A 21,835-nucleotide genomic window follows, 5' to 3' on the forward strand; every position below is an offset into this window, starting at 1 on the left:
CTACTGATGTTGAAGGAGTAACGCCATGACCGCTGAAGCCCTTGCCCAAACCGACACAAGGACAGAAGCACCCAGCCAGGTCCGCCTGCGCGGCAAACAGAAGATGGTGGAAATCACCTGGCCCGACGGCCTGGAAAGCCAGCTGAGCTGCCTGGTACTGAGGAAGTCCTGCGCCTGTTCCAGCTGTAGCAATGCCCGTCAGAAGGGCGCCATCAGCCTGATCGACGCGGACATCGGCATCGACAACCTGAATGTGCACGGTGTCAGTGCCATGCAGTTCCACTTCAGCGACGGCCACAACCGGGGGCTCTATCCCTGGTCCTACCTGCGCCAGCTGTGTGAGCAGGTGTCATGAACACTAGCCTGCGCGCCCTGGATCACCCGTGGACGGTGCCGTTGAAACGGCGCTACCCGGGCGCGGCCCTGTGCGTGGTGGTGGCCCTGGCGGGCAGTTTCCTGGCGGAGCATTACGGCGCCCCGGCGCTGGTACTGGTGCTGCTGCTGGGCTTCGGCTTTGCCAGCCAGGCCAGTGACGAGCGCATGCGCCCCGGGGTGGAGTTCTGTGCCCGCCCGGTGCTACGGATTGGCGTTGCCCTGCTGGGTGCGCGCATCGGCGCGGAACAACTGATGGCTGTGGGCAGCCTGCCCCTGCTGGTGGTGCTCAGCTGCGTGCCCCTGACCATCGGCAGTGCGCTGTTGCTGGGGCACTGGCTGAACCTGCCCCGCATGCAGAGCCTGGTGGCCGGGGTTGCCGTGGCGATCTGTGGGGTTTCAGCGGCAGTCGCTGTGGCTGCCGTGATTCCCCAGGGCAAGCTGGAGGAGCGGCGCCTCCTGGGGGTCGTGGTGGGCGTTACCGGTCTGGGCACGCTGTCCATGCTGCTACTTCCGCCGTTGTTTTCAGGGCTGGGGTTCAGTGAGCTTCATACCGGCCTGTTATTGGGCGCGAGCATTCACGACGTGGCCCAGGCCGCCGGCGCCGGTTACCTGGTGTCCGACAGCGCCGGGGACATCGCCACCCTCACGAAGCTGCTGCGGGTGGCCCTGCTGGCACCGCTGATCCTGCTGCTGGGGGCACTGCTGAATGACCGTAGCTCGGGCCCCGCTGACCATCCCTGGTTCCTGCTGGGCTTCGTGGCGCTGTTCGCGCTCAACAGCCTGGGCTTGCTACCGGAAGAGCTGCGCCAATTGCTGGTGACCGCCTCCGGCGCCTGCCTGCTGGTGGTGATGGCGGCGCTGGGCATGCGCACCAGCCTCGGCGCCATTATCGCCCAGGGTTGGCGCCCCATGGCGCTGCTGGCAAGTCTCAGCGGCCTGCTGATCATCAGCGCCATGGCCACCCTGGCCCTTTATTCATCCTGATTACCACTGATTCGCAAAATCACTGTCCAAGGAGAAACATCATGGCTGCATTGGGAAAAGAAAGCGTTATCAGCGTTCATCACTGGAACGACACCCTGTTCAGTTTCCGCACCACCCGTGACCAGAGCCTGCGCTTCGAAAACGGTCACTTCGTGATGATCGGCCTGCCGGTGGACGGCAAGCCGCTGCTGCGGGCCTACAGTATCGCCAGCGCCAACCACGACGAGTACCTGGAGTTCCTCAGCATCAAGGTGCCGGACGGCCCGCTGACCTCCCGCCTGCAACACCTGAAGGAGGGCGACGACCTGTTCATCAGCCGCAAGCCCGTGGGCACCCTGGTGATGCATGACCTCAACCCAGGCAAGAACCTCTACCTGTTCGGCACCGGCACCGGGCTGGCGCCATTCATGAGCATTATCCGTGACCCGGAAGCCTATGACCGCTTCGACAAGGTGATCCTGGTGCATTGCGTGCGCGAGGTGAGTGAGCTGGCGTATCACGACTACCTGACCAAAGAGCTGCCCAACCATGAGTTCCTGGGCGAGTACATCCGGGAGGGACTGGTGTACTACCCCACCGTCACCCGCGAACCCTTCCGCAACCAGGGCCGCATCACCACCCTGATCGAGAACGGCAAACTGGCGGAAGACCTGGGCCTGCCCCAGCTCAACCCGGAGACCGACCGGGCCATGCTCTGCGGCAGTCCGGCCATGCTGGATTCCATGACCTCCATGCTCGATAGCCTGGGGTTCAAGGGCTCACCCCAGCAGGGCGAACCCGGTGACTACGTCATCGAACGTGCCTTTGTGGAAAAATAGGAGAAGGCTTATGTCCAGTTCCGTGATCAACATGCCCCCACGTGGCGATGCGGGGGCCAACGGCCCCCGCGCCGTGCCCGGGGTCAAGCACCTGATCGCCGTTGCCTCCGGCAAGGGCGGCGTCGGCAAATCCACCACCGCTACCAATCTGGCCCTCGCCCTGGCAGCGGAAGGCGCCAGGGTCGGCATGCTCGACGCCGACCTCTACGGCCCCAGCCAGCCCCGGATGCTGGGCATCACCGGCTCGCCGGAAACCCGGGACGGGAAGATGGAACCGATGATAGGCCATGGCATCCAGACCATGTCCATTGGCTTCATGATGGATGAGGAGACGCCGGTAATCTGGCGCGGGCCCATGGTGACCCGGGCACTGCAACAGCTGGTGTACGACACTCGCTGGGACAATCTGGACTACCTGATCGTGGACCTGCCCCCGGGCACCGGCGATATCCACCTCACCATGGCCCAGAAAATCCCCGTCTCCGGCGCCGTTATCGTCACCACGCCTCAGGACATCGCCTTGATGGATGCCCGCAAGGGCCTGGCCATGTTCGAAAAGGTGAATGTGCCGGTGCTGGGGATCGTCGAGAACATGAGCACCCATGTCTGCAGCGAATGCGGCCATGAGGAGCATATCTTCGGGGAAGGGGGCGCGGCGCGAATGGCCGAGCAGGCCGGCACCAGAGTATTAGGGGAGCTGCCCCTGGATATTCGTGTCCGTGAGGGCGCAGATTCAGGGCGACCGGTTGTGCTGGGTGAGCCCGGGGGTTCCCTGTCCCAGGCCTATCAAGGGGTTGCCCGGAGCATCATTGTTGAACTGGAACGTATCGAACAGCACACCAGGGAAACCGAGCGGCCAGTGCCCGAGATTGTGGTTGACTAGCGTGCCGTTCGGACATTCGCTGACCTGAACGGCACCAGAACCTCAACGAGCCTCCGAAGAACTGCTGACCGGCGCCCTGTCCAGGGCGTCATAAAGCTCGCAATACTGGACCGTCAGGCCATGGCTGGGCGCCATGTAGATCAGCGGCTCCTGGCGCTGATGGGATTCCTTCATCTTCACCGAGCTGGACAGGCGCACCGATGCCACCGGCAGCCCCTCGTCCAGCAGCTCCTGGATCACCTGCTGGGGCAACCGGGCGCGGGGCTGGTACTGGTTGGCAACGATACCTTCCACCACCAGGTCCTCATTATGGTCTTCCCGCAGATCGCCGATTTCATTGAGGGTGTTGTATAGGGCCTGGCGGGAGAAATCGTCGCAATCGAAGGGAATCAGGCAACGGTCCGCCGCCACCAGGGCCGCGCGGGCATAGAAGTTCATGGAGGGGGCCGTATCGATATAGATCTCATCGAAGTCGTCCTCCAGCTTCTTCAACGCCTCCCGCAGCTTGTAGATCTTGTGCTTGGCCTCCAGCTTGCGCTCGAGGAATTCCAGTTCCGGGCTGGCGGGCATGACAGACAGGCCCGGGAAACGGGTATCATGGACAAATTCTTCCGGCGGCCGGTTGAACACGGTGAAGGTTACGGTCTGCTCCAGAAAATCCGCCACCGTATCCTTCAGCCCCTCGGGCGACTTACCCAACAGGTACAGGGTCGAGTTGCCCTGGGGGTCCAGGTCCACCACCAGCGCCCGCTTGCCCCGCGACGCAGCGATTGCAGCAAGATTGCACGCAATACTGGATTTACCCACACCACCTTTCTGGTTAAAGACCACTCGCCTCATGGTGCCTCCGTTGCGCGGTCAGATTGGAAATATTCCGTTCAGCTTAGCAGGCCTGGGGCGGAATGGGGGAGCCGTACACACCCCCTTCAAAAGTATTCGAGCGGTCGTCACTCAGAACCGTCAAGTTCTATCAATGGCCTGCCTGACCACGGCATACAACGCTTCGGAAGTCCGATCGAAAACCCACCTTATGAACCTGAAGGTCAGGTCCACTACGGTGGTGACTGCAGCCCGGGCAAATGCCAGCATGTGGCCCAGCAATCCCCGGGTCTGCTCAGCCAGCGACTTTGATGCCTTGGCGATGTCCTCCAGCGTATGGGCAAGGATGTCGTAGAAGGTTAATGAGGTACTGATGGCGGCCTGGGCCAATACAGCAGAATAGTATCCGGCGTCCTTGAGAAGCGTTACCAGCGCAGCGGAGAGTTTCTCTGCCCAGTAGTTTGAAAACGAAGCCTCATGGCGGCGTGCATAGTCCAGTCTCACCGGATTATTGAGGTATTTCATTGAGTTCTGGTGGAGCATGTCCCAGTCGCCCTTTTGGGCAGTGTTGCGGTAACCCGGCACCGCATCCTCACCCATGGCATGGGCCTCGGCACTCATACCTTCCCCTCTATCGAGGCGATATTCGATACCATTAACCGGTGCATGCATAAACGGCCATAAAGGTACTGCAGGCACAGGATCAGCGCCGTGGGTACATCTGTATAGCTTGTTGACCTCAAAACTGGATTTGGTCGCGAACCCTTTCATACCAACTCTTGGAGCGCCAAAGGAATACAGGTTGGCATCAAGCCGGTACCGCTTATGGATCCAGTCAGAAACCAGGGACGCCAGAGCGCCACCGAGGCTGTGGCCAATACAATGTATCCCGGCCACTGGCCCTCGGTTGAGGCGAGGTGTCAGCAGCGCCTCGAGGCCGGGCTTCATGCTTTCGAAGGTTTCATTGAATCCGGCATGTACCATCGCGCCACCGGTACTGGAGGACAGCCCGACGTTGCCATTGGTCAGCCAGTCGTGGTTGGTTTTGGTCCCTCGCACTGCAACGACATGATGCCCGGCAAAATTGTTCTTGCCATCAGCCACCATGGCGAAGCCGGAGGTTCTCTGAAAAAAGCCCCAGAATCCTCCTGTCTCAGCCATAACAGGGCCATTACCTAACTTCACATCGAAAACCTGCTTAAGCGCCTCGGAGGGTTTGACCTGGACAACACCTGCGGGCCCAGGCTCCCTGACTTCGTATACGATATCGGCAAATTCTGCTGCGAGCTTCGGAGTTAGCTGCTTCATAACATTTCCTTATGTTTTGATGAGACATCCGTTTACCAGCGACAAATGCTGGAAATATTGTGCGTAAAGTCGGGATTCTCCGCTTTCTGAAAATGGTGATCGATCTCCTCGTTCTGCAGGTCGCAATTCAGTGTCTGGAGCTTCTCCGCAACAACCTTTTCACCATCTATGCGACCAGTGACGTAATACCAAAGTACGTATTTACTGCCTCGATGATTAACGATGATGACTTGCCTCAATCGGTCTTCCACGAAGGGCTTGCCAGGTGTCCGGGATTTTATTGTCCACGCGGGAAAGGAAAAGTGCCCCTCCTGATCAGTTCGGGTTTCCTGTATCTCGGCCTCATCATAGGTAGCCTCCCGAATAACAGTGACCCCCGACAGGGCACTTCCATCCAGAAGAATCCTTCCCTGCACGGGTGGAAACAGATGAACGTCATATTTCTTCCCAAACCCAAACATCCCCGCAGACACCTCACTGATAACAAGCACAAGAAAAACACCGATTACGACCGGAAAACGGCTGATGGAGAGCATACCCACTCCAGGTTGAACACGATTGAGAAAGGGACCCGACAGGCGGGATACAAGCGGACAAGGCGTTTTGAGCGGGCACCGAAGGTGCCGCATTGGCAGGCGTTGCTGGTTTCATCCCTGAAATCCTGTGTGTTGCCCCCAACGGGGCTGATCATCCCTTTGCCATAATATTCCCGCGATGGCGGTGGCAGGTCAACGGAACCAGGTCTCAGAATTCGGTCGTGGTAATGGCTTCGGGGTTCCCTTTACTATCGCATTCGACGGCCTGTTGACGGTGGCTTACGTGTTCCGGGCTCTCGACGCCGGGATCCACAAACGGCAGAGCGCCCCGGACACGGCCCGCTGACGGTCAGACCAGCAGCGCCAGGAACAACAGCAACAACGGCAGTGCAGCCGCCACGAACAGACCGTTCCAGCTGAACGCAACCTTGAGCTGGGAAACCCGCCCGAACCGCGCCAGCAGGGTCACCGCCGGCCCCATGGGTGAAAGCATCATGGCCAGGGAAAAGCCGATTGTCAGGGCCACGGCAACGGGCAGGATATCCATGCCAGCAGCCTCCAGCTGAGGCAACAGGCCACCAACGATACTCAGGGAGGTAATGGGGATGATGCCGATGGCAGAAAGCAACGGCAGCAGCAACATTCCTGCCACCGCCACCAGGTAGACTCCCGGTTCCCGCGCCGCCACGCCGGAGATCAGGTCGTCCGGCACCAAAATCATCAACGCGACCCCCAGACAGGCAGACGACGCGAAAATCGCCATTTCATTGCTCATGGAGGCAACGTTACCAGTGGCCTCCCGGAACACTGCCAGCGGGTTGTGCTCCCGCCAGAGCATGTAAAGGATGGTGACCGAGGGCACCGCGATCATAGCGGCCCTGGAAACGTTGAAACCCGCCGTGTAGACCAGCGCCGCCATGCCGCCGAGCATCAGGGAGACCACCACGATCAGGGTGCGGGAGCCCTGGGGCCAGCCCTCCAGCTTGACCCGCTCCTCACTGACCTTGCGGAACCGGGCCTGCTCCAGTACCCAGCCCACGCCGATCAGCAGGGCCGCAACGGCAAGGCCGTAGGGCAGCAGCTGGGACCAGGAGATTGCCGGCACTTCCCGGGTAATAATGGCAACGGCGACACTGGTGGGCGCCACCAGTGGCACCAGGGCAAAGCCTCTGAGGGCACTGATCAGCACGCTGCGAATCCAGTTCAGCCGGGATTCGCCGTGAATGTTCCGCTCGTCCAGGGTGTCGGTCAGGGTTCCGCACAGCAGGTTCATAACGCCGAAATTGAGCACCGAGGCAATGCTGAGGGTGGTCACCGCGTATTTCGGATACAGCAGCATCGGGGCACCGCCGAGCAACACATCGTGGATTCTGCGGAGTACTTCGAAGCGACGCACCAGGCACTGCATCATGCCCAGGCTACCCAGGAACGCACCATAGAAGCCGGCAGATTCAGCCGCATCCAGCAACCCGGCCTGGTCCAGGTGCCCGCTAGCCGCCAGACCGGCCACCAGCACCAGCGTTACCAGCAACAGACTCCGTGCATAGGGCGAAATCCGTGGCAGGAAAACGGCAAAATAGCCCAAAAACAGGCAACCGGCGACTATACTGAACAACCTGACTGACGTAACAAGCGCAAACAGCTCGATAACGACAGCCAGGGAAAGCAGGTAACGACTCATTGAACAGGCGATTCCCTGGAGGCTGGGGTGACGTTCCAGAGGCTACCGGATGGCTTGCATTTGCGCATTTGCCGGATTAATCTTTAGCCACCCTGACGTTGGATAAAACTGAATTTCGCTCAATGAAACTACATTATCATTTTTGCCAAAACAAGCAGGGTGCATTTTCCGTTATCATTGAAAGGTCATAAGAACGTTTATCCAACGCCCGGTAGGCGAGACCTTCCCGGCGGATCACCTGTACAGGAGAAATCATGAGCGCCTATATCTACGACGGCTTGAGGACACCCTTTGGACGCCACGCCGGAGCCCTGGCGAAAGTTCGCCCGGATGACCTGTTGACCAGCGTCATCAAGGCCGTGATTGAGCGCAACAGTTTCGAGCTCAGCGCCTACGAGGATGTGATCGCCGGCTGCACCAACCAGGCTGGTGAAGATGCCCGTAACGTCGCCCGTCACGCCGGCCTGATGTCAGGCCTGCCCGTGGAAACCGGCGGTCTGACCGTCAACCGCCTGTGCGGCTCCGGCCTTGCCGCTGTTATTGATGCCGCCCGCGCGGTGCGTTGTGGCGAGGGTGATCTGTTCGTGGCCGGTGGCACAGAGAGCATGAGCCGTGCGCCATTTGTCATGGCCAAGAGCGAAGCCCCCTATTCCCGCGACTTCCGCATGTTCGACAGCACCATCGGCGCCCGCTTCCCCAACCCGCGGGTTGAGGCGGAGTTCGGCAGCGACACCATGCCCCAGACCGCCGACAACATCGCCGCGGATCTGGGCCTGAGCCGCGACAAGGTGGACGAGTTCGCTGCCCAGAGCCAGGCTCGCTACGAGGGTGCCCGCAAACTGGGCTTCTACGACGAGGAAATCCTCGGCATCGACGTGCCCCAGGGTCGCAAGAAGCCGCCGGTCACCGTGGACCAGGACGAACATCCGCGCCCGCAGTCCGATGTAGCCGCTCTGTCGAACCTGCGCCCACTGTTTGAAGGTGGCGTAGTGACGGCCGGCAACGCCTCCGGCGTCAATGACGGCGCCGCCGCCCTGATCATCGGCTCACTGGAAGCCGGCGAAAAGGCCGGCATCAGGCCCCGTGCCCGCATCGTGTCTGCAGCCATTACCGGCGTAGAGCCCCGGGTCATGGGTTTTGGCCCGGTAAAAGCCTGTGAGAAGGCCCTGGCCCGGGCCGGCCTGTCCATCAAGGACATGGACGTTATCGAAATCAACGAAGCATTCGCTGCCCAGGTGCTTGGTTGCACCACCAAACTGGGTATCGACCAGACTGACCCGCGCCTGAACCCCAATGGTGGCGCCATTGCCGTAGGCCATCCGCTGGGTGCGTCCGGTGCGCGGATTGCGCTGACGGCTACCCGTCAGCTGGAACGCATGGAAGGCCGTTACGCCGTGATCAGCCTGTGTATTGGCGTCGGCCAGGGGATTGCGGCTGTTATCGAGCGTTTCACGGACTGATCAGAATCCGGCCCAAGGCCGTATCAGAAACCGGGCGGTGCGACATTTTGACAGCGCCGCCACTATGAATTTCAGGAGACACATTATGGCTTCCGCACCCTGGGACGACCTGCTTCAGTTCGACAAGCAACTTGACGAGACCGAGCGTCAGGTTCGCGACAGTATCCGCAGCTTCTGCGACCAGCGCCTGATGCCCGGCATCATCGAGGCTAACCGCCACGAGAAGTTCGACCGCAGCATCTTCACCGACATGGGTGAACTGGGCATGCTCGGTGCCACCCTGCCGGAAGAGTACGGCGGCCCGGGCCTGAACCACGTCTGCTACGGCCTGATCGCCCGGGAAGTGGAGCGCGTGGACTCCGCCTACCGCTCCGCCCTGAGCGTACAGTCCTCCCTGGTGATGTACCCGATCTTCTCGTACGCACCGGAAGAGACCAAGAAGCGCATTCTGCCCAAGCTGGCCTCCGGCGAGTGGGTTGGTTGTTTCGGCCTGACCGAGCCCAACCACGGCTCCGACCCCGGCGGCATGGAAACCCGCGCCAAGAAGGTCGACGGCGGGTATCTGCTGAGTGGCTCCAAGACCTGGATCACCAACTCGCCGATTGCCGATGTGTGTGTGATCTGGGGCAAGCTGGATGGCGAAATCACCGGTTTCATCATCGAGCGCGAAGGCGCCAAGGGCCTGGACACACCGAAAATCGAGGGCAAGTTTTCCCTGCGCGCGTCCGAAACCGGCTCCATCTTTATGGACGAGGTTTTCGTACCCGAAGCCAACAAGCTGGATGTCACCGGCCTGAAAGGCCCGCTGAGCTGCCTCACCAAGGCTCGCTACGGCATCAGCTGGGGCTCCCTGGGTGCCGCCGAGTTCTGCTGGCACGCTGCCCGCAACTATACCCTTGAGCGCAAGCAGTTCGGCAAGCCCCTGGCCGCCAACCAGCTGATCCAGAAGAAGCTGGTCGACATGCAGACCGAGATCACCCTGGGCTTGCAGTCGGTATTGCAGCTGGGCCGGATGATGGACGCCGGCGAGGCGACACCGGATTCGGTGTCACTGCTCAAGCGCAACAACTGTGGCAAGGCGCTGGATATTGCCCGGGTCGCCCGCGACATGCACGGTGGTAACGGTATTTCCGACGAGTACCACGTTATCCGTCACGTGATGAACCTGGAAGCCGTCAACACCTACGAAGGCACCCACGATGTACACGCCCTGATCCTCGGCCGTGGCCAGACCGGCTTGCAGGCCTTCAAATAAGGCAGTTCACCGCCTGCCACCAGAAACAGGGCCTTCGGGCCCTGTTTTTTTGTGCCCGCAATAACCCAAAGCATGCATCCCTCCCGCCCGGCGACGCGCATTCCCGGAAACCTTCCGCTAAGATAGTGGGTCTGTTCTGTGTGCCCGAGTGGCACCTGTACCAGAAAGGCATGACTTCGACTCTGGTGTTTCGCTGTGCGGTACATGGTTTCCGTTATGGAAAGCCCGGAATACCGCCTGGCGAGCCCGCATCCGCCCATGACACGGGCCGGACCGAACGTGCCTGGCAGGCAAGTGTCCACCGCTGGTGGACAGGCGGGGGGAATTGACACGAAAACGGCCTTCCGCCATCATAGGTATATTCTGCTATGCGGTATATGTTTTCGCTAGAACGAACCGAGAGGCTGATTCATGAACATGAACTACACGGCTGAAGAGCTCGCCTTCCGCGACGAAGTGCGGGCTTTTCTGGATGAGAAACTGCCGGCCGACATCGCTGCCAAGGTCAAGGGCTTCCGCAAGATGACCAAGGAAGACCACCAGCGCTGGCAAAAGATCCTCGTTGACCAGGGCTGGTACGCCAGCCACTGGCCCGAGGAATACGGCGGTGTGAAATGGACCCCGGTTCAGAAGCACATCTGGGATGAAGAGTCCTGCGCCTACGGCGCACCGCGCACCGTCCCGTTTGGCGTGAACATGGTGGCGCCGGTTATCATCAAGTTCGGCACCGAAGAACAGAAACAGTACTACCTGCCCAAGATCCTCAGCGGCGAGCACTGGTGGTGCCAGGGCTACTCCGAGCCCGGTGCCGGTTCCGACCTGGCATCCCTGAAAACCCGGGCGGTTCGCGATGGCGACCACTACATCGTCAATGGCCAGAAGACCTGGACCACCCTGGGCCAGCACGCCAACATGATCTTCTGCCTGGTGCGCACCAACACCGAGGTCAAGAACCAGGAGGGCATTTCCTTCCTGCTGATCGACATGAACACCCCGGGCATCAGCGTGCGCCCGATCATCACCCTGGATGGCGAGCACGAAGTCAACGAAGTGTTCTTCCAGGACGTCAAGGTACCGGTGGAAAACCTGGTCGGTGAAGAAGACAAGGGCTGGACCTACGCCAAGTACCTGCTTACCTACGAGCGTACCGGCCTGGCCGGCATTGGCATGTCCAAGGCTGCGCTGACCCACCTCAAGGAGCTGGCTTCACGCCGGCTGAAAAATGGCAAACCGCTGCTGGAAGATCCTACCTTCGGCCAGCGTATCGCCAAGGTGGAAATCGACCTGATGGCCGCCACCATCAGCAACCTTCGCATCATTGCGGCGGTTGAAGGCGGTGGCGTACCCGGTGCCGAAAGCTCCATGCTCAAGGTCAAGGGTACCGAGATCCGCCAGGCGATCAACGACCTGGCCCGTCGCGCCATTGGTCCCTACGCCCTGCCGTTTATTGAAGAGGAAATGAGCCTTGATTACGAGGGCGAGTTCCTGTCTGACGAGAACGCCGCGCCGCTCTCCGCTCAGTACTTCAATAACCGCAAGCTGTCGATTTTCGGCGGATCCAACGAGATCCAGAAGAATATCGTATCCAAAATGATTCTGGGACTATAAGGAGGCGACCATGGACTTCACTCTGAGCGAAGAGCAACAAATGTTGCAGGACACCGTGGCGCGTCTGGTTCGCGGTGAATACAGTTTTGAAAAGCGTCTGGAATTCAGCGAAACCGAGCTGGGCTTCAGCGAAGACTTCTGGAAGCAGCTGGGCGAGCTAGGCCTGACCGCCGTCCCCTTCCCCGAGGAGCTGGGTGGCTTTGGCGGTGGCGGTGTTGAAATCCAGTCCGTCATGACCGAGCTGGGCCGTGGCCTTTGCCTCGAGCCATACATGCAGTCGGTGGTCTTCGGTGGCGGCATTCTGAGCCAGGCCGGCAACGACGCCCAGAAGGAAAAGTACCTGGAAGGCGTCGCCTCTGGCGAACTGAAAGTGGCCGCTGCCCTGCAGGAGCCGCAGGCGTTCTACAACCAGAACGAAGTGGAAACCCGCGCCGAGAAATCCGGTGACGGATACACCCTGAGCGGTCGCAAAGCCGTGGTCATCGGCGGCCATTGTGCTGACGTGTTCATCGTGTCTGCCCGCACCTCCGGCGACGTTCGCGATGCCGATGGCATCAGCCTGTTCGCCATCGACGCCAACGCCGAGGGCGTAGAACGTCGCTCATACCCGACCATTGATGGCGCCAAGGGCTGCGATGTGTTCCTGGACAACGTCAAGGTTGGTGCTGATGCCCTGCTGGGCGAGGAAGGCAAGGCGGCAGACGTGATCGAATATCAGACTGGTCGCGCCATTGCAGCCCTGTGCGCCGAAGCGGTTGGCTGCATGGAAGAAGCCAACGAGCTGACCCTGGAGTACCTGAAGCAGCGCAAGCAATTCGGTGTGCCCATCGGCAAATTCCAGGTGCTGCAGCACCGCATGGTGGACATGATGTCCGAGCTGGAACAGGCCCGCTCCATGGCGATCCTGGCGGCCAGCTATGCCGACGCCGAACAGAATGACGAGCGCCGTCGCACTCTGGCCGCTGCCAAGAGCGTTATCAACCGTGCCGGGCATTTCATTTCCGAAAGCGGTATCCAGATGCATGGTGGCATCGGCATGACCTGGGAATACAGCTTTGCCCATTATGCCAAGCGCCTGGTCATGATCGGCCACCAGCTGGGCGACGATGACTTCCATCTGGAGCGCTACGCGTCCCTGCTGGAAGCCAGCTGATCAGTAACCGGTAGTTACGAACCTGTCGGGTCTCTCCTCCAGTCGGAGAGTGTTAGGGACGGTCCCGTAGGGACCGTCCCTTTTTTGTGGGCTACACTGTCATGCACCCCCAACAACCATGCACCCCCAACAACAGGGAGCGTTTAAACAGCTCCCGATGTCCAACAACAAGAGGATCGCGCAGTATGAACGACTCCAATATCACCGGCTCCAATGAAATGGACACCGATGAACTGAAGAAAGCGGAATGGAAAGTCCGTACGGAACTGGCTGCCGCCTACCGGCTGGTCGCCCTGTTTGGCTGGGATGACCTGGTTTTTACCCATCTGTCAGCCCGGGTGCCCGGACCGGACCACCATTTTCTGATCAACCCCTACGGCCTGCTTTTCCACGAAATCACAGCCTCGTCGCTGGTCAAGGTGGATCAGGAAGGTCAGGTTGTGCAGGCGGGCGGCATCGACCGGGTCAACCCGGCCGGCTTTACCATCCATAGCGCGGTGCATATGGGCCGGGACGACGCCCATGCGGTGATGCACGTTCACGCCGCTGACGCCGTTGCCGTATCCGCCCACAAGGAAGGCCTGCTGCCCCTGAGCCAGACCGGCATGCTGTGCCTGGACCACATGGCCTATCATGACTATGAAGGGGTTGCCCTGAACCTGGACGAACGGGAGCGACTGATCCGGGACATCGGCGACAAGAACATGCTGATGCTGCGCAACCACGGCATCCTGACCGCTGGCGGCTCGGTACCGGAATGCTTCACTTATCTCTACTTTCTGATGAAAGCCTGCGAGATTCAGGTAAAGACCCCGACGCCGTACTGCCTGCCTTCTCAGGAGGCCATCGAGACCACCCGCGAGCAGTCCCAGTCCCTGGGCAAGGCTTCGGCGTTGACCTGGCCGGCGCTGACCCGGTTGCTGGACAGCAAGAACCCCGGCTACGCCGTATAAGCGTGGGCGCCATCCAAGGCAAACGCAGGCAGGAGTTCCCGCAGGCTCCTGCCTGCATGGTTGAGGCGGGTTCTACTTCTTGCCCATGCGGGCCAGGGCGGCATGGCAGTCGTCCGAGGTCAGACGCTCGGCAAACACCTCACGCTCACGCTCCATGGCTTCCTTTACCATGGCCTGCCAGGGCGCCTTCATCAGCCGCTTGCTGGCCCGCAAGGCCTCTCGGGGCTTGCCAGCGAGCTTTTCAGCAGCGGCAAATGCCTCATTGAGCGCCTCGCCATCGTCCACCACACGACTGATCAGGCCGATCTCCGCCGCTTCATCAGCCGCCAGCACATCCCCCATCAGCAACAGCTCCGCCGTCTTGCGGGACCCCAGGTGCAACGGCATGGTCACGGTCGAGGCCGCCTCCGGCACCAGGCCGAGATCCACGAATGCGGTCTTGAAGCGCGTGGAGCGACCCGCATAGACGGCATCAACATGCAGCAGCATGGTGGTGCCAATGCCGATCGCCAGGCCCTCTGCCGCCACCAGTACCGGCGTATCGCAGTTCATCAGCGTTTCGATGAAAGCCAGCCCGGCCGATGGTTTGGGCGTGGTGTCCGTGGCCCGGGCGCGGAAGTCGTCCAGGTCGTTGCCAGCCGTAAAGACGCCGCCATCGCCACTGATAACGATGGCATTGACGTCAGGATCATCGGCCGCCTTTTTGACCCCGTCCGAGAGAGCTTCATACATGTCACGGGTCAGTGCGTTCTTTTTTTCCGGGCGGGCAATCAACAGATGGACATAGCCATTTTTCTTCTCAGTCTGAATCACGGGAGCTCCTGATCGGTTGGCGAATTCTGAAATACTGTTCCACAAAACGATGGGATATTCTATGGTTGTCAAACCGAACGAGCGCTCGACAAAACCAGAACAATCACCAGGGAGTCCCCATGGATTTTCATCGAATCCCCGCATTCGAACTCGCCCGCGGCATCAAGGCCCGGCACTACACCAGCGAACAGGTGCTGGACCATTTTCTTGAGCGTACCCACCGCCTGAACCCGGCCCTGAACGCCATCGTGGTTCTGCGCGAAGACCAGGCCCGCGAACAGGCCAGGGACGCGGACAGGGCGGCCGGGGACGGTGTCGACCTGGGTCCGCTGCACGGTGTACCCATGACCATCAAGGAAACCTGGGAGCTGGAGGGCTGGCCCACCACCGCCGGTCACAAGGGCTACCAGGATCACGTCTCGCCCCGTACCGCCGTGGCGGTACAGCGGCTGCTGGACGCCGGCGCCATCATCTTCGGCAAAACCAACGTGCCGGAGTTCGCCGGTGACCTGCAGTCGTTCAATGATATCTATGGCACCAGCAACAACCCCTGGAATACCGACCTGACTCCGGGAGGCTCTTCCGGCGGTGCCGCAGCCGCCATGGCCGCCGGCCTGACGCCCCTTGAGCTGGGCAGCGATATTGGCGGCTCCATTCGCACCCCGGCGGCTTTCTGTGGCATCTACGGCCTCAAGACGACCCTGGGCCTGATCCCCATGCGCGGCCACGTGCCCGGTGCACCAGGCAGTGTTGGCAAACGGGACATGGGTGTCGGCGGCCCGCTGACCCGCCACCTGGATGACCTGGAGGCGGAACTGGAGCTGTTGGCCGGCCCCGATGACGACATGTCAGCCTGGCAGGTAAATCTGCCGCAGCCGGATCCGAAACCGCTGGCAGACTACCGCTTCGCCACCTGGCTCAACGACGAATGGGCGCCGGTGGACAACGAGGTGCTCAGTGGCCTGATCGGTTTCTGTGAAGACCTGAAGTCCTCGGGTGCCGCCGTGGAAGATGCCCGGCCGGAAGGACTGACCCTGGAGAAAAGCCATCGTCTTTATTACCATCTGCTCGGCGGCGCCATGGGGGTGGGTCTGCCGGAGAAGGTCCGCAACCGGCTGGCAAAGATTGCTGCCGAGGAAGGCGACGAATACCGTCACCGGTTCGCCAGGGCCGCCCTGCAGAGTCACGGTGAATGGCTGCAGAAAGATGAGGAGCGGGCGCAACTGCAACGCACCTGGGCCCGCTTCTTCGAAGACCATGACCTGTTGATCTGCCCGGTAACCAATACCCTGCCGTTCCCCCACAGCCAGGACACTTCCGCCATGGAACGCACCCTGACCATCAACGGCAAGGCCGAACCCTATCTGGACATTACCGCCTGGGCGGGCGTCGCCATGATGGTGGGCCTGCCCGCCATCAGCTTCCCGGTGGGCTTCGGTGATGACGGCCTGCCACGGGCGGTACAGATCATCGGCCCGGCCTGGAGTGAAAAAACGCTGATCCGGGTCGCGCGCCTGATACAGGCACAACGGTTTCCGGATGGCCTGCCTTGGCCGGATCAGTCCTGAAAATCCGTCGGGCAGGCGGACAAATTCGCTTGCATACGCTATGTTTTACCGAGGGTACCCGGGACCTTGTCCCGGGGTCGGTTACACGATCTGACCAGGGAATCCCGGCAGTTATTGCAAACCCTCGCCCGATTGCGATAAATTTGGGAAACGCAGATCCATTCTGCAGTCACAAGTTTCGCTAGATGAAATCAAGACAGGACGTCCCCTTGGAAAACAACAAAGAGGTTAAGAAGTAATGCTTAACAACGTTCGCAAATCACTGACGGTATTTGCTTCGGCACTTACCCTGGGCGCCACTGCCGCCCTGATCGCCGCCCCTGCCTCCGCACAGGAAGAAACCTTCACCTGGAAAGTGCAGTCTCACTGGCCGGGCGCATCCAGCTCCTACGAGGACAGCCTGGGTCGCCTGAAGGAACAGCTTGAAGAGCGCTCCGACGGTCGTCTCGAACTTCAGCTGTTCGAAGCTGGCTCGCTGTTCAGTGCCAAGGAAACCTATAACGCGGTAAGCCGTGGCATCCTGGAAATGGGCACTATTTCTCCGGCCTATGCGTCCAACGAGATGACCCTGGCGGGTATCGCTTCCGGTCTGCCGTTTGCCTTCCGCAACGTCTGGGAAGCAGCCTACTTCCACCAGGTCCTGGGCTTCGAGGAAATGCTGCGTGAAGAAGCCGCCGAAGACGGCGTTTATTGGGCTACTGACAAGGTGTATCCCACCGAGATGGTGGTCAAGGAGCCTGTCGACTCGCTGGAAGAGTTCAAGAGCCTGAAAATCCGCTCCTCTGGTGCCCTGCAGAAGTTCCTGACCGAAGCCGGTGCGGCTGCTTCCTACATCCCGGGTGGCGAGCTGTACACCGCACTGGATTCCGGCATCGTTGACGGTGCTCACTGGGGCGCAGCCCAGGGTGCGTACTCCATGGGTCTGTACGAGATTGCCAAGTATCACGTGCAGCCCGCCCTGAACATTGCCGGCACTGACGTTATCATCGTCAGCCAGAAGGCCATGGACGAGCTGCCGGAAGACTTGCAGAAACTGGTGAAGGACGTGCTGAAGGAGCAGTTCTGGTTCCGCACCAATGAGTACCTGTACAAAGAGCGCATCACCCTGGCCAAGGCCATCGATGAGATGGGTGTCGAGGTGACTACCCTGCCTCCGGAAGTGCAGGACCACCTGGTACAGACAGCCCAGTCCATGTGGGACGAGGAAGGCGAGCGCAGCGACAAGGCTGCTGAAGCACTTGCCATGCTGAAGGACTACCTGGGCGATCTCGGCTACCTGTAAGCCGAACCGAGCCGGCCGGGGGTGCTTAACAGGCCCCCGGCTTTTTATTGCAAGCCACATGACCCCTCCCGGAGGCCCCATGCGTGCGATCACCGCATTCATGAACGGCGTTACCAGACTCAACAAGGCCATAGGCGTTGCCGTGTCGTTTCTGGTGTTTGCCATGTTCGTGTTCATATTGCTGGAAGTTTTCCTGCGGTATGCCTTCAACTCTCCCACTATGTGGACCAACGAACTGACGCAGTTGATGTTCGGCGCCTACGCCGTGCTTTCCGGTGGATACCTCATGGCGCATCGGGGGCACGTTAACGTTGACCTGATCCAGTCATTTCTCGGCACGCGCATGCAGGCCGCAGTCGATGTGTTCACATCGATTCTTTTCTTTCTCTTTACCCTGGCGCTGCTGTATTTCAGCTTTGAGATGGCCAGCAAATCCATCAGCAGTTGGGAGACCTCTTATTCTGCCTGGAATCCGCCCATCTGGCCGATAAAAGCCTGCATCCCTATAGGTACTGCCCTGCTGTTACTACAGGGTATCGTCAAGCTGCTGGAAGACATCGCCATCGCCTGCAACCTGAGCTACTACCGGCCCGAGGACCATTCAGAGCATGATCCCAAGGGAGAGCAACTATGAGCATTGAAGTCCTCACCCTGCTTTTCTTCGGGTCGCTGCTGTTTTTCGTATTTCTGGGCCTGCCCCTGGCCTTTGTGCTGGGCGGCGTGTCCGTTATCTTTCTGTATTTCACCTGGGGCGTTGGCTCCTTCTACATGGTGGCCTCCCAGATCTGGAGCACCATGGGCAGCTTCACCCTGGTGGCCATCCCCCTGTTCGTTTTCATGGCGATGATTCTGGAACGAACCGGCGTGGCAAAGGATCTTTACCGGGCCATGCATTTGTGGTTCGGGGGACTGCGCGGCGGTCTCGCCATCGGTACCCTTTTTATCTGTGCGATTTTTGCCGCAATGGTGGGCATCAGTGGTGCCGCCGTCGTGGCCATGGGCACCATCGCCCTGCCCGCCATGATGGAGCGCGGTTATGACCGCAGCATGTGCCTGGGCGTGATCAATACCGGTGGCGGCTGGGGCATCCTGATTCCCCCCAGCATCATGATGATCCTGTATGCGCTGATCAGTGGTGTCTCGGTCGGCAAGATGTTTGCCGCCGGTATTCTGCCGGGCATTCTGCTGATGGTACTGACTGCCATCTACATCCTGGTCCGCAGCAGCCTGCAGCCGCATCTGGCACCGGCGCTGCCTCCCGAGGACCGGGGCACAATGCGTGAAAAACTGCTGGCCCTGCGCTCCGTTGCACTGCCCATTCTCATTGTGATCATGGTGTTGGGTTCCATCATGGGGGGCATCACCACGCCCACCGAAGCAGCCGCCATGGGTGTTCTGGGCGCCCTGATTGCCGCCGCGGTCTACCGCAAGCTGGAATTCGGACTATTGAAGGAAGCGTCCATCCGCACCTTCAAGCTGACCGGCATGATCATGTGGATCCTGTTTGCAGCACACGCCTTCAGCGCTGCTTATCAGAGCATGGGTGCGCAGCCGATGATTGAAGGCTGGATGGCCAGTATCCCCGGCGGACCATGGGGTGTGATCATCGCCATGATGCTGATCACCTTCGTTCTGGGCATGGTACTGGACCCTGTGGGCATCATGCTGATAACGCTGCCGGTATTCCTGCCTATCGTGGAGTCCCTGGGGTTCGATCCGATCTGGTTCGGCATCCTGTTTGTGATCAATATGGAAATCGGCTACATGACACCACCCTTCGGGTTCAACCTGTTCTATCTGAAGGGCATTGTGCCGCCGGGCATCACCATGAAGGATATCTACAAATCGGTGATCCCGTTCGTGTTGGTGGAAATTGTAGGCTTGATCCTGCTGATGATCTTCCCCGAAATCGTCACCTACCTGCCAAACCTGTTCTTCTGACGGCAGACCTCGCCACAAAAACGCCGGCCTGATTCAGGCCGGCGTTTCTGGTTCCGGCTTGAGGCAGCCGCGAATGCACTGGGATCGTTGCACTCTGTTACCAAATGCCCCTTGCCTGATCACCCCCACCCCGATTAACTGAGCCACTGGTCGTGGCTTCACATGACGGCCTTCGCCGGCACTTGAGCCGGCGCCCTCCCCATGAAGATTCCGCCACGGTCAAATGGCCGGCTGCTAAATAAATGGTGGTTGCGGCCGATAACCGATCTATAACCCAGTTTCTTCAATAACAAGATTGCCGGAGCCAGCAATGCATCTGCCGCAGAATTTCTCCAACCTCAGTTTGTCCCTGGGCATGAAAATGGCCCTGGGATTTGCTGTACTGATCGTGCTGACGATAATAGTCGGCGGTATCGGCCTGCTGACCCTGCAGCAGTATAGTGAGCGATCGCTTATCCTCGCCGACGCCTCCAGCATCGAAACCACACTGCTGTCGGCACGGCAGGCCGAGAAAAATTTCCTGCTTCAGAACGACACCAGCTTCGTGGATAAAGCCATTGGCCTGACAACGCAAGCACGAAACACCGCCCGGGACCTGCGGGGCAGAGTGACGTCTGATGAGGGTCAGCAACGGCTTGATACCATTGTCAAAGATGTCGACCGCTACGATGAGTTACTGACCTCACTCGTCGAAGTCCGCCAGAACAGGGCCAAAAGCCTGGAAGAGCTGGAGTTGGCAACCCGGGGTGTCATCAACGGTTTTGCGGGTGAAGACCAGCTTTATGCCGCTAACGCCGCCATCCAGCAGATGCGTCGTCTGGAAAGTAATTTCCTGGTGGAAGGTCAACAGGAGGCCGTGGAACAGCTCCTCAGCACTGGTGAGCGAGCGAAGCGCTCTATTAAGTCCTCTTTTCTGGACAAGGAATTGAAAGAGTCGCTGGCTGGACTGATCGAGCAATATCTCAACGCTTTCCGGGCGGTTGTCGACGCGGAGAACCGTACCAGCGAAATCCAGGGCGACATGGTGGCAACCGCCGAGGAAAGCGCTGAAATGGCCAGTGCCCTGCAGCAGGCTCAGCAGCAGGAGATGCTTGCCGAACGACAACAGGCAATGATGCTGATCGCCGGTGTTCTGGCGGTGATCGTGATTTTCGGATCTGCCCTGTCCTGGCTTTTGACCCGCAGTATTCTGCATCCGGTCCGTGAAGCAGTGGCCCTGGCAACCCGGGTAGCGAGCGGCGACCTGCAGGAGACCGTCACCAGCAAACGGACCGATGAACTCGGCCAGCTACTGTCCGCCCTGAGCGCCATGGTAACCAGCCTGCGGGAGCTGGTGCGGCATATTGATTCCGGCGCCACCAACATTGCTTCCTCCGCTGAAGAGCTGTCCACGGTAACTACTGAGACCAGCGAGGGCGTGACGCGGCAACGGGACCAAACTGATCAGGTGGCGACTGCCATGAACGAGATGGTGGCCACGGTCAGCGAGGTAGCCAAGAGTGCCGAGGAAGCCTTCGGCGCCGCCACCACCGCGAACGAAAAGGCTTCTGCCGGTGAGGCTGCCGTCGAGGAAACCCTGTCCTATGTGAACCAGCTCAATGGCCAGGTGGAAACGGTCATGGAACGGCTGCGTGGCCTACAGACGGATACCCAGAACATCAGCACCGTGCTGGACGTTATCAAGTCGGTGGCCGAGCAGACCAACCTGCTGGCCCTGAACGCCGCCATCGAAGCCGCCCGCGCCGGTGAGCAGGGCCGCGGCTTCGCCGTGGTGGCGGACGAGGTTCGCTCCCTGGCCCAGCGTACCCAGAGCTCCGCGTCCGAGATCGAAACGCTGATCACCAACCTGGTCAACAGTGCAGAGGACTCCGTCTCTACCATGTCGAGCGGCACCACCCTCGCCGGCCAGACCCTGGACAGCGCCCGCACGACCGGCGAAACCATCCGCGAGATCGCCGAGGCCGTGGGAAACATCAGCCAATACAACAGCCAGATTGCCACCGCAGCGGAGCAGCAGACCTCCGTGGCCGAAGACATCAACCAGAACGTCACCCAGATCCGCGATGTCAGCGACCAGTCCGCCACCGCGGCTGAGCAGATCTCCACCTCCAGCAACGAACTGGCGCGACTGGGGGAAGATCTCAGGAGCCAGGTGGCCCGCTTCCGACTGTAAGCGGACCGGCAACCACAAAAAAACCCGTGGGCCTGAGGAGGCTCACGGGTTTTTTATTGCACGGACTTAAGCCTTTCAGGCTAACGCAAACGGGTTCGGGGATTTTCCTTTGAAACAGTCAGAAAACAGGGTTTTCATTTCTAAGAGAAGTCCCCGAACCCGTTCTTTCAGAATGCACCATTATACCTGGCACAAAACGCCAGGGGCCGGGCATGCCTTCCGAAA

The 21,835-nt window shown here is 60.1% G+C and carries 19 protein-coding genes; 14 read left to right on the forward strand and 5 right to left on the reverse strand.

Features of this window, described 5'->3' with window-relative positions:
• Window positions 1–25 precede the first annotated feature (25 nt).
• The 4 genes from IE079_RS01200 to apbC are packed head-to-tail and all read left to right on the forward strand — an operon-like array spanning window position 26 to window position 3,060.
• A complete protein-coding gene (locus IE079_RS01200; RefSeq protein WP_189571614.1) occupies window positions 26–355 on the forward strand; it encodes a DUF971 domain-containing protein in 330 nt (109 codons plus the stop codon).
• The gene (locus IE079_RS01205) at window positions 352–1,359 is read left to right on the forward strand and encodes a YeiH family protein (RefSeq protein WP_189571616.1); all 1,008 of its coding nucleotides are present in this window, start codon (window positions 352–354) and stop codon (window positions 1,357–1,359) included. Before IE079_RS01200 ends, IE079_RS01205 begins: the two co-directional genes overlap by 4 nt.
• A 41-nt stretch (window positions 1,360–1,400) precedes the next feature.
• Window positions 1,401–2,177: a ferredoxin--NADP reductase gene (locus IE079_RS01210; RefSeq protein WP_189571619.1), complete on the forward strand. Its 777-nt coding sequence runs from the start codon at window positions 1,401–1,403 to the stop codon at window positions 2,175–2,177.
• Window positions 2,178–2,208: 31 nt separating this feature from the next.
• Window positions 2,209–3,060, forward strand: a complete 852-nt coding sequence (gene apbC / locus IE079_RS01215; protein ID WP_227712287.1) for an iron-sulfur cluster carrier protein ApbC — start codon at window positions 2,209–2,211, stop codon at window positions 3,058–3,060.
• Window positions 3,061–3,102: 42 nt separating this feature from the next.
• Here the strand turns inward: apbC and IE079_RS01220 are convergent, their stop codons facing one another.
• The 4 genes from IE079_RS01220 to IE079_RS01235 all read right to left on the reverse strand — a co-directional run bounded on the left by IE079_RS01220 (window position 3,103) and on the right by IE079_RS01235 (window position 7,404).
• Window positions 3,103–3,900, reverse strand: coding sequence for a ParA family protein (locus tag IE079_RS01220; RefSeq protein ID WP_189571624.1), 798 nt, complete (start codon window positions 3,898–3,900; stop codon window positions 3,103–3,105).
• A gap of 120 nt (window positions 3,901–4,020) precedes the next feature.
• Window positions 4,021–5,187: a lipase family protein gene (locus IE079_RS01225; protein ID WP_189571627.1), complete on the reverse strand. Its 1,167-nt coding sequence runs from the start codon at window positions 5,185–5,187 to the stop codon at window positions 4,021–4,023.
• Between the two features lie 32 nt (window positions 5,188–5,219).
• Window positions 5,220–5,723 carry a DUF6795 domain-containing protein gene (locus tag IE079_RS01230; RefSeq protein WP_189571630.1) on the reverse strand — a complete coding sequence of 168 codons (504 nt, stop codon included), beginning with the start codon at window positions 5,721–5,723 and terminating at the stop codon, window positions 5,220–5,222.
• Between the two features lie 349 nt (window positions 5,724–6,072).
• The gene (locus IE079_RS01235) at window positions 6,073–7,404 is read right to left on the reverse strand and encodes a hypothetical protein (protein WP_189571633.1); all 1,332 of its coding nucleotides are present in this window, start codon (window positions 7,402–7,404) and stop codon (window positions 6,073–6,075) included.
• 251 nt (window positions 7,405–7,655) lie between these two features.
• On the opposite strand from IE079_RS01235, the gene IE079_RS01240 reads away from it, so the two are divergent.
• From IE079_RS01240 to IE079_RS01260, 5 genes are all read left to right on the forward strand, one after another.
• Entirely contained in the window at window positions 7,656–8,864 is a 1,209-nt protein-coding gene (locus IE079_RS01240; protein ID WP_189572868.1) for a 3-oxoadipyl-CoA thiolase, read from the forward strand.
• Window positions 8,865–8,949: 85 nt separating this feature from the next.
• On the forward strand, window positions 8,950–10,119 hold the full coding sequence (locus tag IE079_RS01245; RefSeq protein WP_189571636.1) for an acyl-CoA dehydrogenase: 1,170 nt from the start codon (window positions 8,950–8,952) through the stop codon (window positions 10,117–10,119).
• A gap of 411 nt (window positions 10,120–10,530) precedes the next feature.
• Window positions 10,531–11,727: an acyl-CoA dehydrogenase family protein gene (locus IE079_RS01250; RefSeq protein ID WP_189571640.1), complete on the forward strand. Its 1,197-nt coding sequence runs from the start codon at window positions 10,531–10,533 to the stop codon at window positions 11,725–11,727.
• 10 nt (window positions 11,728–11,737) lie between these two features.
• The gene (locus IE079_RS01255; RefSeq protein ID WP_189571643.1) at window positions 11,738–12,880 is read left to right on the forward strand and encodes an acyl-CoA dehydrogenase family protein; all 1,143 of its coding nucleotides are present in this window, start codon (window positions 11,738–11,740) and stop codon (window positions 12,878–12,880) included.
• Window positions 12,881–13,065: 185 nt separating this feature from the next.
• Complete coding sequence (locus IE079_RS01260) at window positions 13,066–13,833, forward strand: class II aldolase/adducin family protein (RefSeq protein WP_189571646.1); 768 nt, start codon at window positions 13,066–13,068, stop codon at window positions 13,831–13,833.
• 72 nt (window positions 13,834–13,905) lie between these two features.
• Here IE079_RS01260 and IE079_RS01265 read toward each other — a convergent pair whose 3' ends face one another.
• Entirely contained in the window at window positions 13,906–14,646 is a 741-nt protein-coding gene (locus IE079_RS01265) for an enoyl-CoA hydratase-related protein (RefSeq protein WP_189571649.1), read from the reverse strand.
• Window positions 14,647–14,765: 119 nt separating this feature from the next.
• On the opposite strand from IE079_RS01265, the gene IE079_RS01270 reads away from it, so the two are divergent.
• From IE079_RS01270 to IE079_RS01290, 5 genes are all read left to right on the forward strand, one after another.
• Window positions 14,766–16,214 (forward strand): amidase family protein, encoded by a 1,449-nt coding sequence (locus IE079_RS01270; protein WP_189571651.1) that lies wholly within the window; start codon window positions 14,766–14,768, stop codon window positions 16,212–16,214.
• A 238-nt stretch (window positions 16,215–16,452) separates the two neighbouring features.
• Complete coding sequence (gene dctP, locus IE079_RS01275; protein WP_189571654.1) at window positions 16,453–17,496, forward strand: TRAP transporter substrate-binding protein DctP; 1,044 nt, start codon at window positions 16,453–16,455, stop codon at window positions 17,494–17,496.
• Between the two features lie 79 nt (window positions 17,497–17,575).
• Complete coding sequence (locus IE079_RS01280; protein ID WP_189571657.1) at window positions 17,576–18,130, forward strand: TRAP transporter small permease subunit; 555 nt, start codon at window positions 17,576–17,578, stop codon at window positions 18,128–18,130.
• Window positions 18,127–19,437 carry a TRAP transporter large permease gene (locus IE079_RS01285; protein ID WP_189571660.1) on the forward strand — a complete coding sequence of 437 codons (1,311 nt, stop codon included), beginning with the start codon at window positions 18,127–18,129 and terminating at the stop codon, window positions 19,435–19,437. The genes IE079_RS01280 and IE079_RS01285 overlap by 4 nt, the downstream gene beginning before the upstream one ends.
• Window positions 19,438–19,747: 310 nt before the next feature.
• Window positions 19,748–21,610 (forward strand): HAMP domain-containing methyl-accepting chemotaxis protein, encoded by a 1,863-nt coding sequence (locus IE079_RS01290; RefSeq protein WP_189571662.1) that lies wholly within the window; start codon window positions 19,748–19,750, stop codon window positions 21,608–21,610.
• Window positions 21,611–21,835 lie beyond the last annotated feature (225 nt).

This window comes from Marinobacter zhanjiangensis, from assembly GCF_014651935.1.
Taxonomy (GTDB): Bacteria; Pseudomonadota; Gammaproteobacteria; order Pseudomonadales; family Oleiphilaceae; genus Marinobacter; species Marinobacter zhanjiangensis.

What these genes read in the sequence shown, in the direction of transcription:
- IE079_RS01200 (WP_189571614.1), top strand. Translation starts at nt 26, where the DNA reads ATGACCGCTGAAGCCCTTGCCCAAACCGACACAAGGACAGAAGCACCC.
- IE079_RS01205 (WP_189571616.1), top strand. Translation starts at nt 352, where the DNA reads ATGAACACTAGCCTGCGCGCCCTGGATCACCCGTGGACGGTGCCGTTG.
- IE079_RS01210 (WP_189571619.1), top strand. Translation starts at nt 1,401, where the DNA reads ATGGCTGCATTGGGAAAAGAAAGCGTTATCAGCGTTCATCACTGGAAC.
- apbC (WP_227712287.1), top strand. Translation starts at nt 2,209, where the DNA reads ATGCCCCCACGTGGCGATGCGGGGGCCAACGGCCCCCGCGCCGTGCCC.
- IE079_RS01220 (WP_189571624.1), bottom strand. Translation starts at nt 3,900, where the DNA reads ATGAGGCGAGTGGTCTTTAACCAGAAAGGTGGTGTGGGTAAATCCAGT.
- IE079_RS01225 (WP_189571627.1), bottom strand. Translation starts at nt 5,187, where the DNA reads ATGAAGCAGCTAACTCCGAAGCTCGCAGCAGAATTTGCCGATATCGTA.
- IE079_RS01230 (WP_189571630.1), bottom strand. Translation starts at nt 5,723, where the DNA reads ATGCTCTCCATCAGCCGTTTTCCGGTCGTAATCGGTGTTTTTCTTGTG.
- IE079_RS01235 (WP_189571633.1), bottom strand. Translation starts at nt 7,404, where the DNA reads ATGAGTCGTTACCTGCTTTCCCTGGCTGTCGTTATCGAGCTGTTTGCG.
- IE079_RS01245 (WP_189571636.1), top strand. Translation starts at nt 8,950, where the DNA reads ATGGCTTCCGCACCCTGGGACGACCTGCTTCAGTTCGACAAGCAACTT.
- IE079_RS01250 (WP_189571640.1), top strand. Translation starts at nt 10,531, where the DNA reads ATGAACATGAACTACACGGCTGAAGAGCTCGCCTTCCGCGACGAAGTG.
- IE079_RS01255 (WP_189571643.1), top strand. Translation starts at nt 11,738, where the DNA reads ATGGACTTCACTCTGAGCGAAGAGCAACAAATGTTGCAGGACACCGTG.
- IE079_RS01260 (WP_189571646.1), top strand. Translation starts at nt 13,066, where the DNA reads ATGAACGACTCCAATATCACCGGCTCCAATGAAATGGACACCGATGAA.
- IE079_RS01270 (WP_189571651.1), top strand. Translation starts at nt 14,766, where the DNA reads ATGGATTTTCATCGAATCCCCGCATTCGAACTCGCCCGCGGCATCAAG.
- dctP (WP_189571654.1), top strand. Translation starts at nt 16,453, where the DNA reads ATGCTTAACAACGTTCGCAAATCACTGACGGTATTTGCTTCGGCACTT.
- IE079_RS01280 (WP_189571657.1), top strand. Translation starts at nt 17,576, where the DNA reads ATGCGTGCGATCACCGCATTCATGAACGGCGTTACCAGACTCAACAAG.
- IE079_RS01285 (WP_189571660.1), top strand. Translation starts at nt 18,127, where the DNA reads ATGAGCATTGAAGTCCTCACCCTGCTTTTCTTCGGGTCGCTGCTGTTT.
- IE079_RS01290 (WP_189571662.1), top strand. Translation starts at nt 19,748, where the DNA reads ATGCATCTGCCGCAGAATTTCTCCAACCTCAGTTTGTCCCTGGGCATG.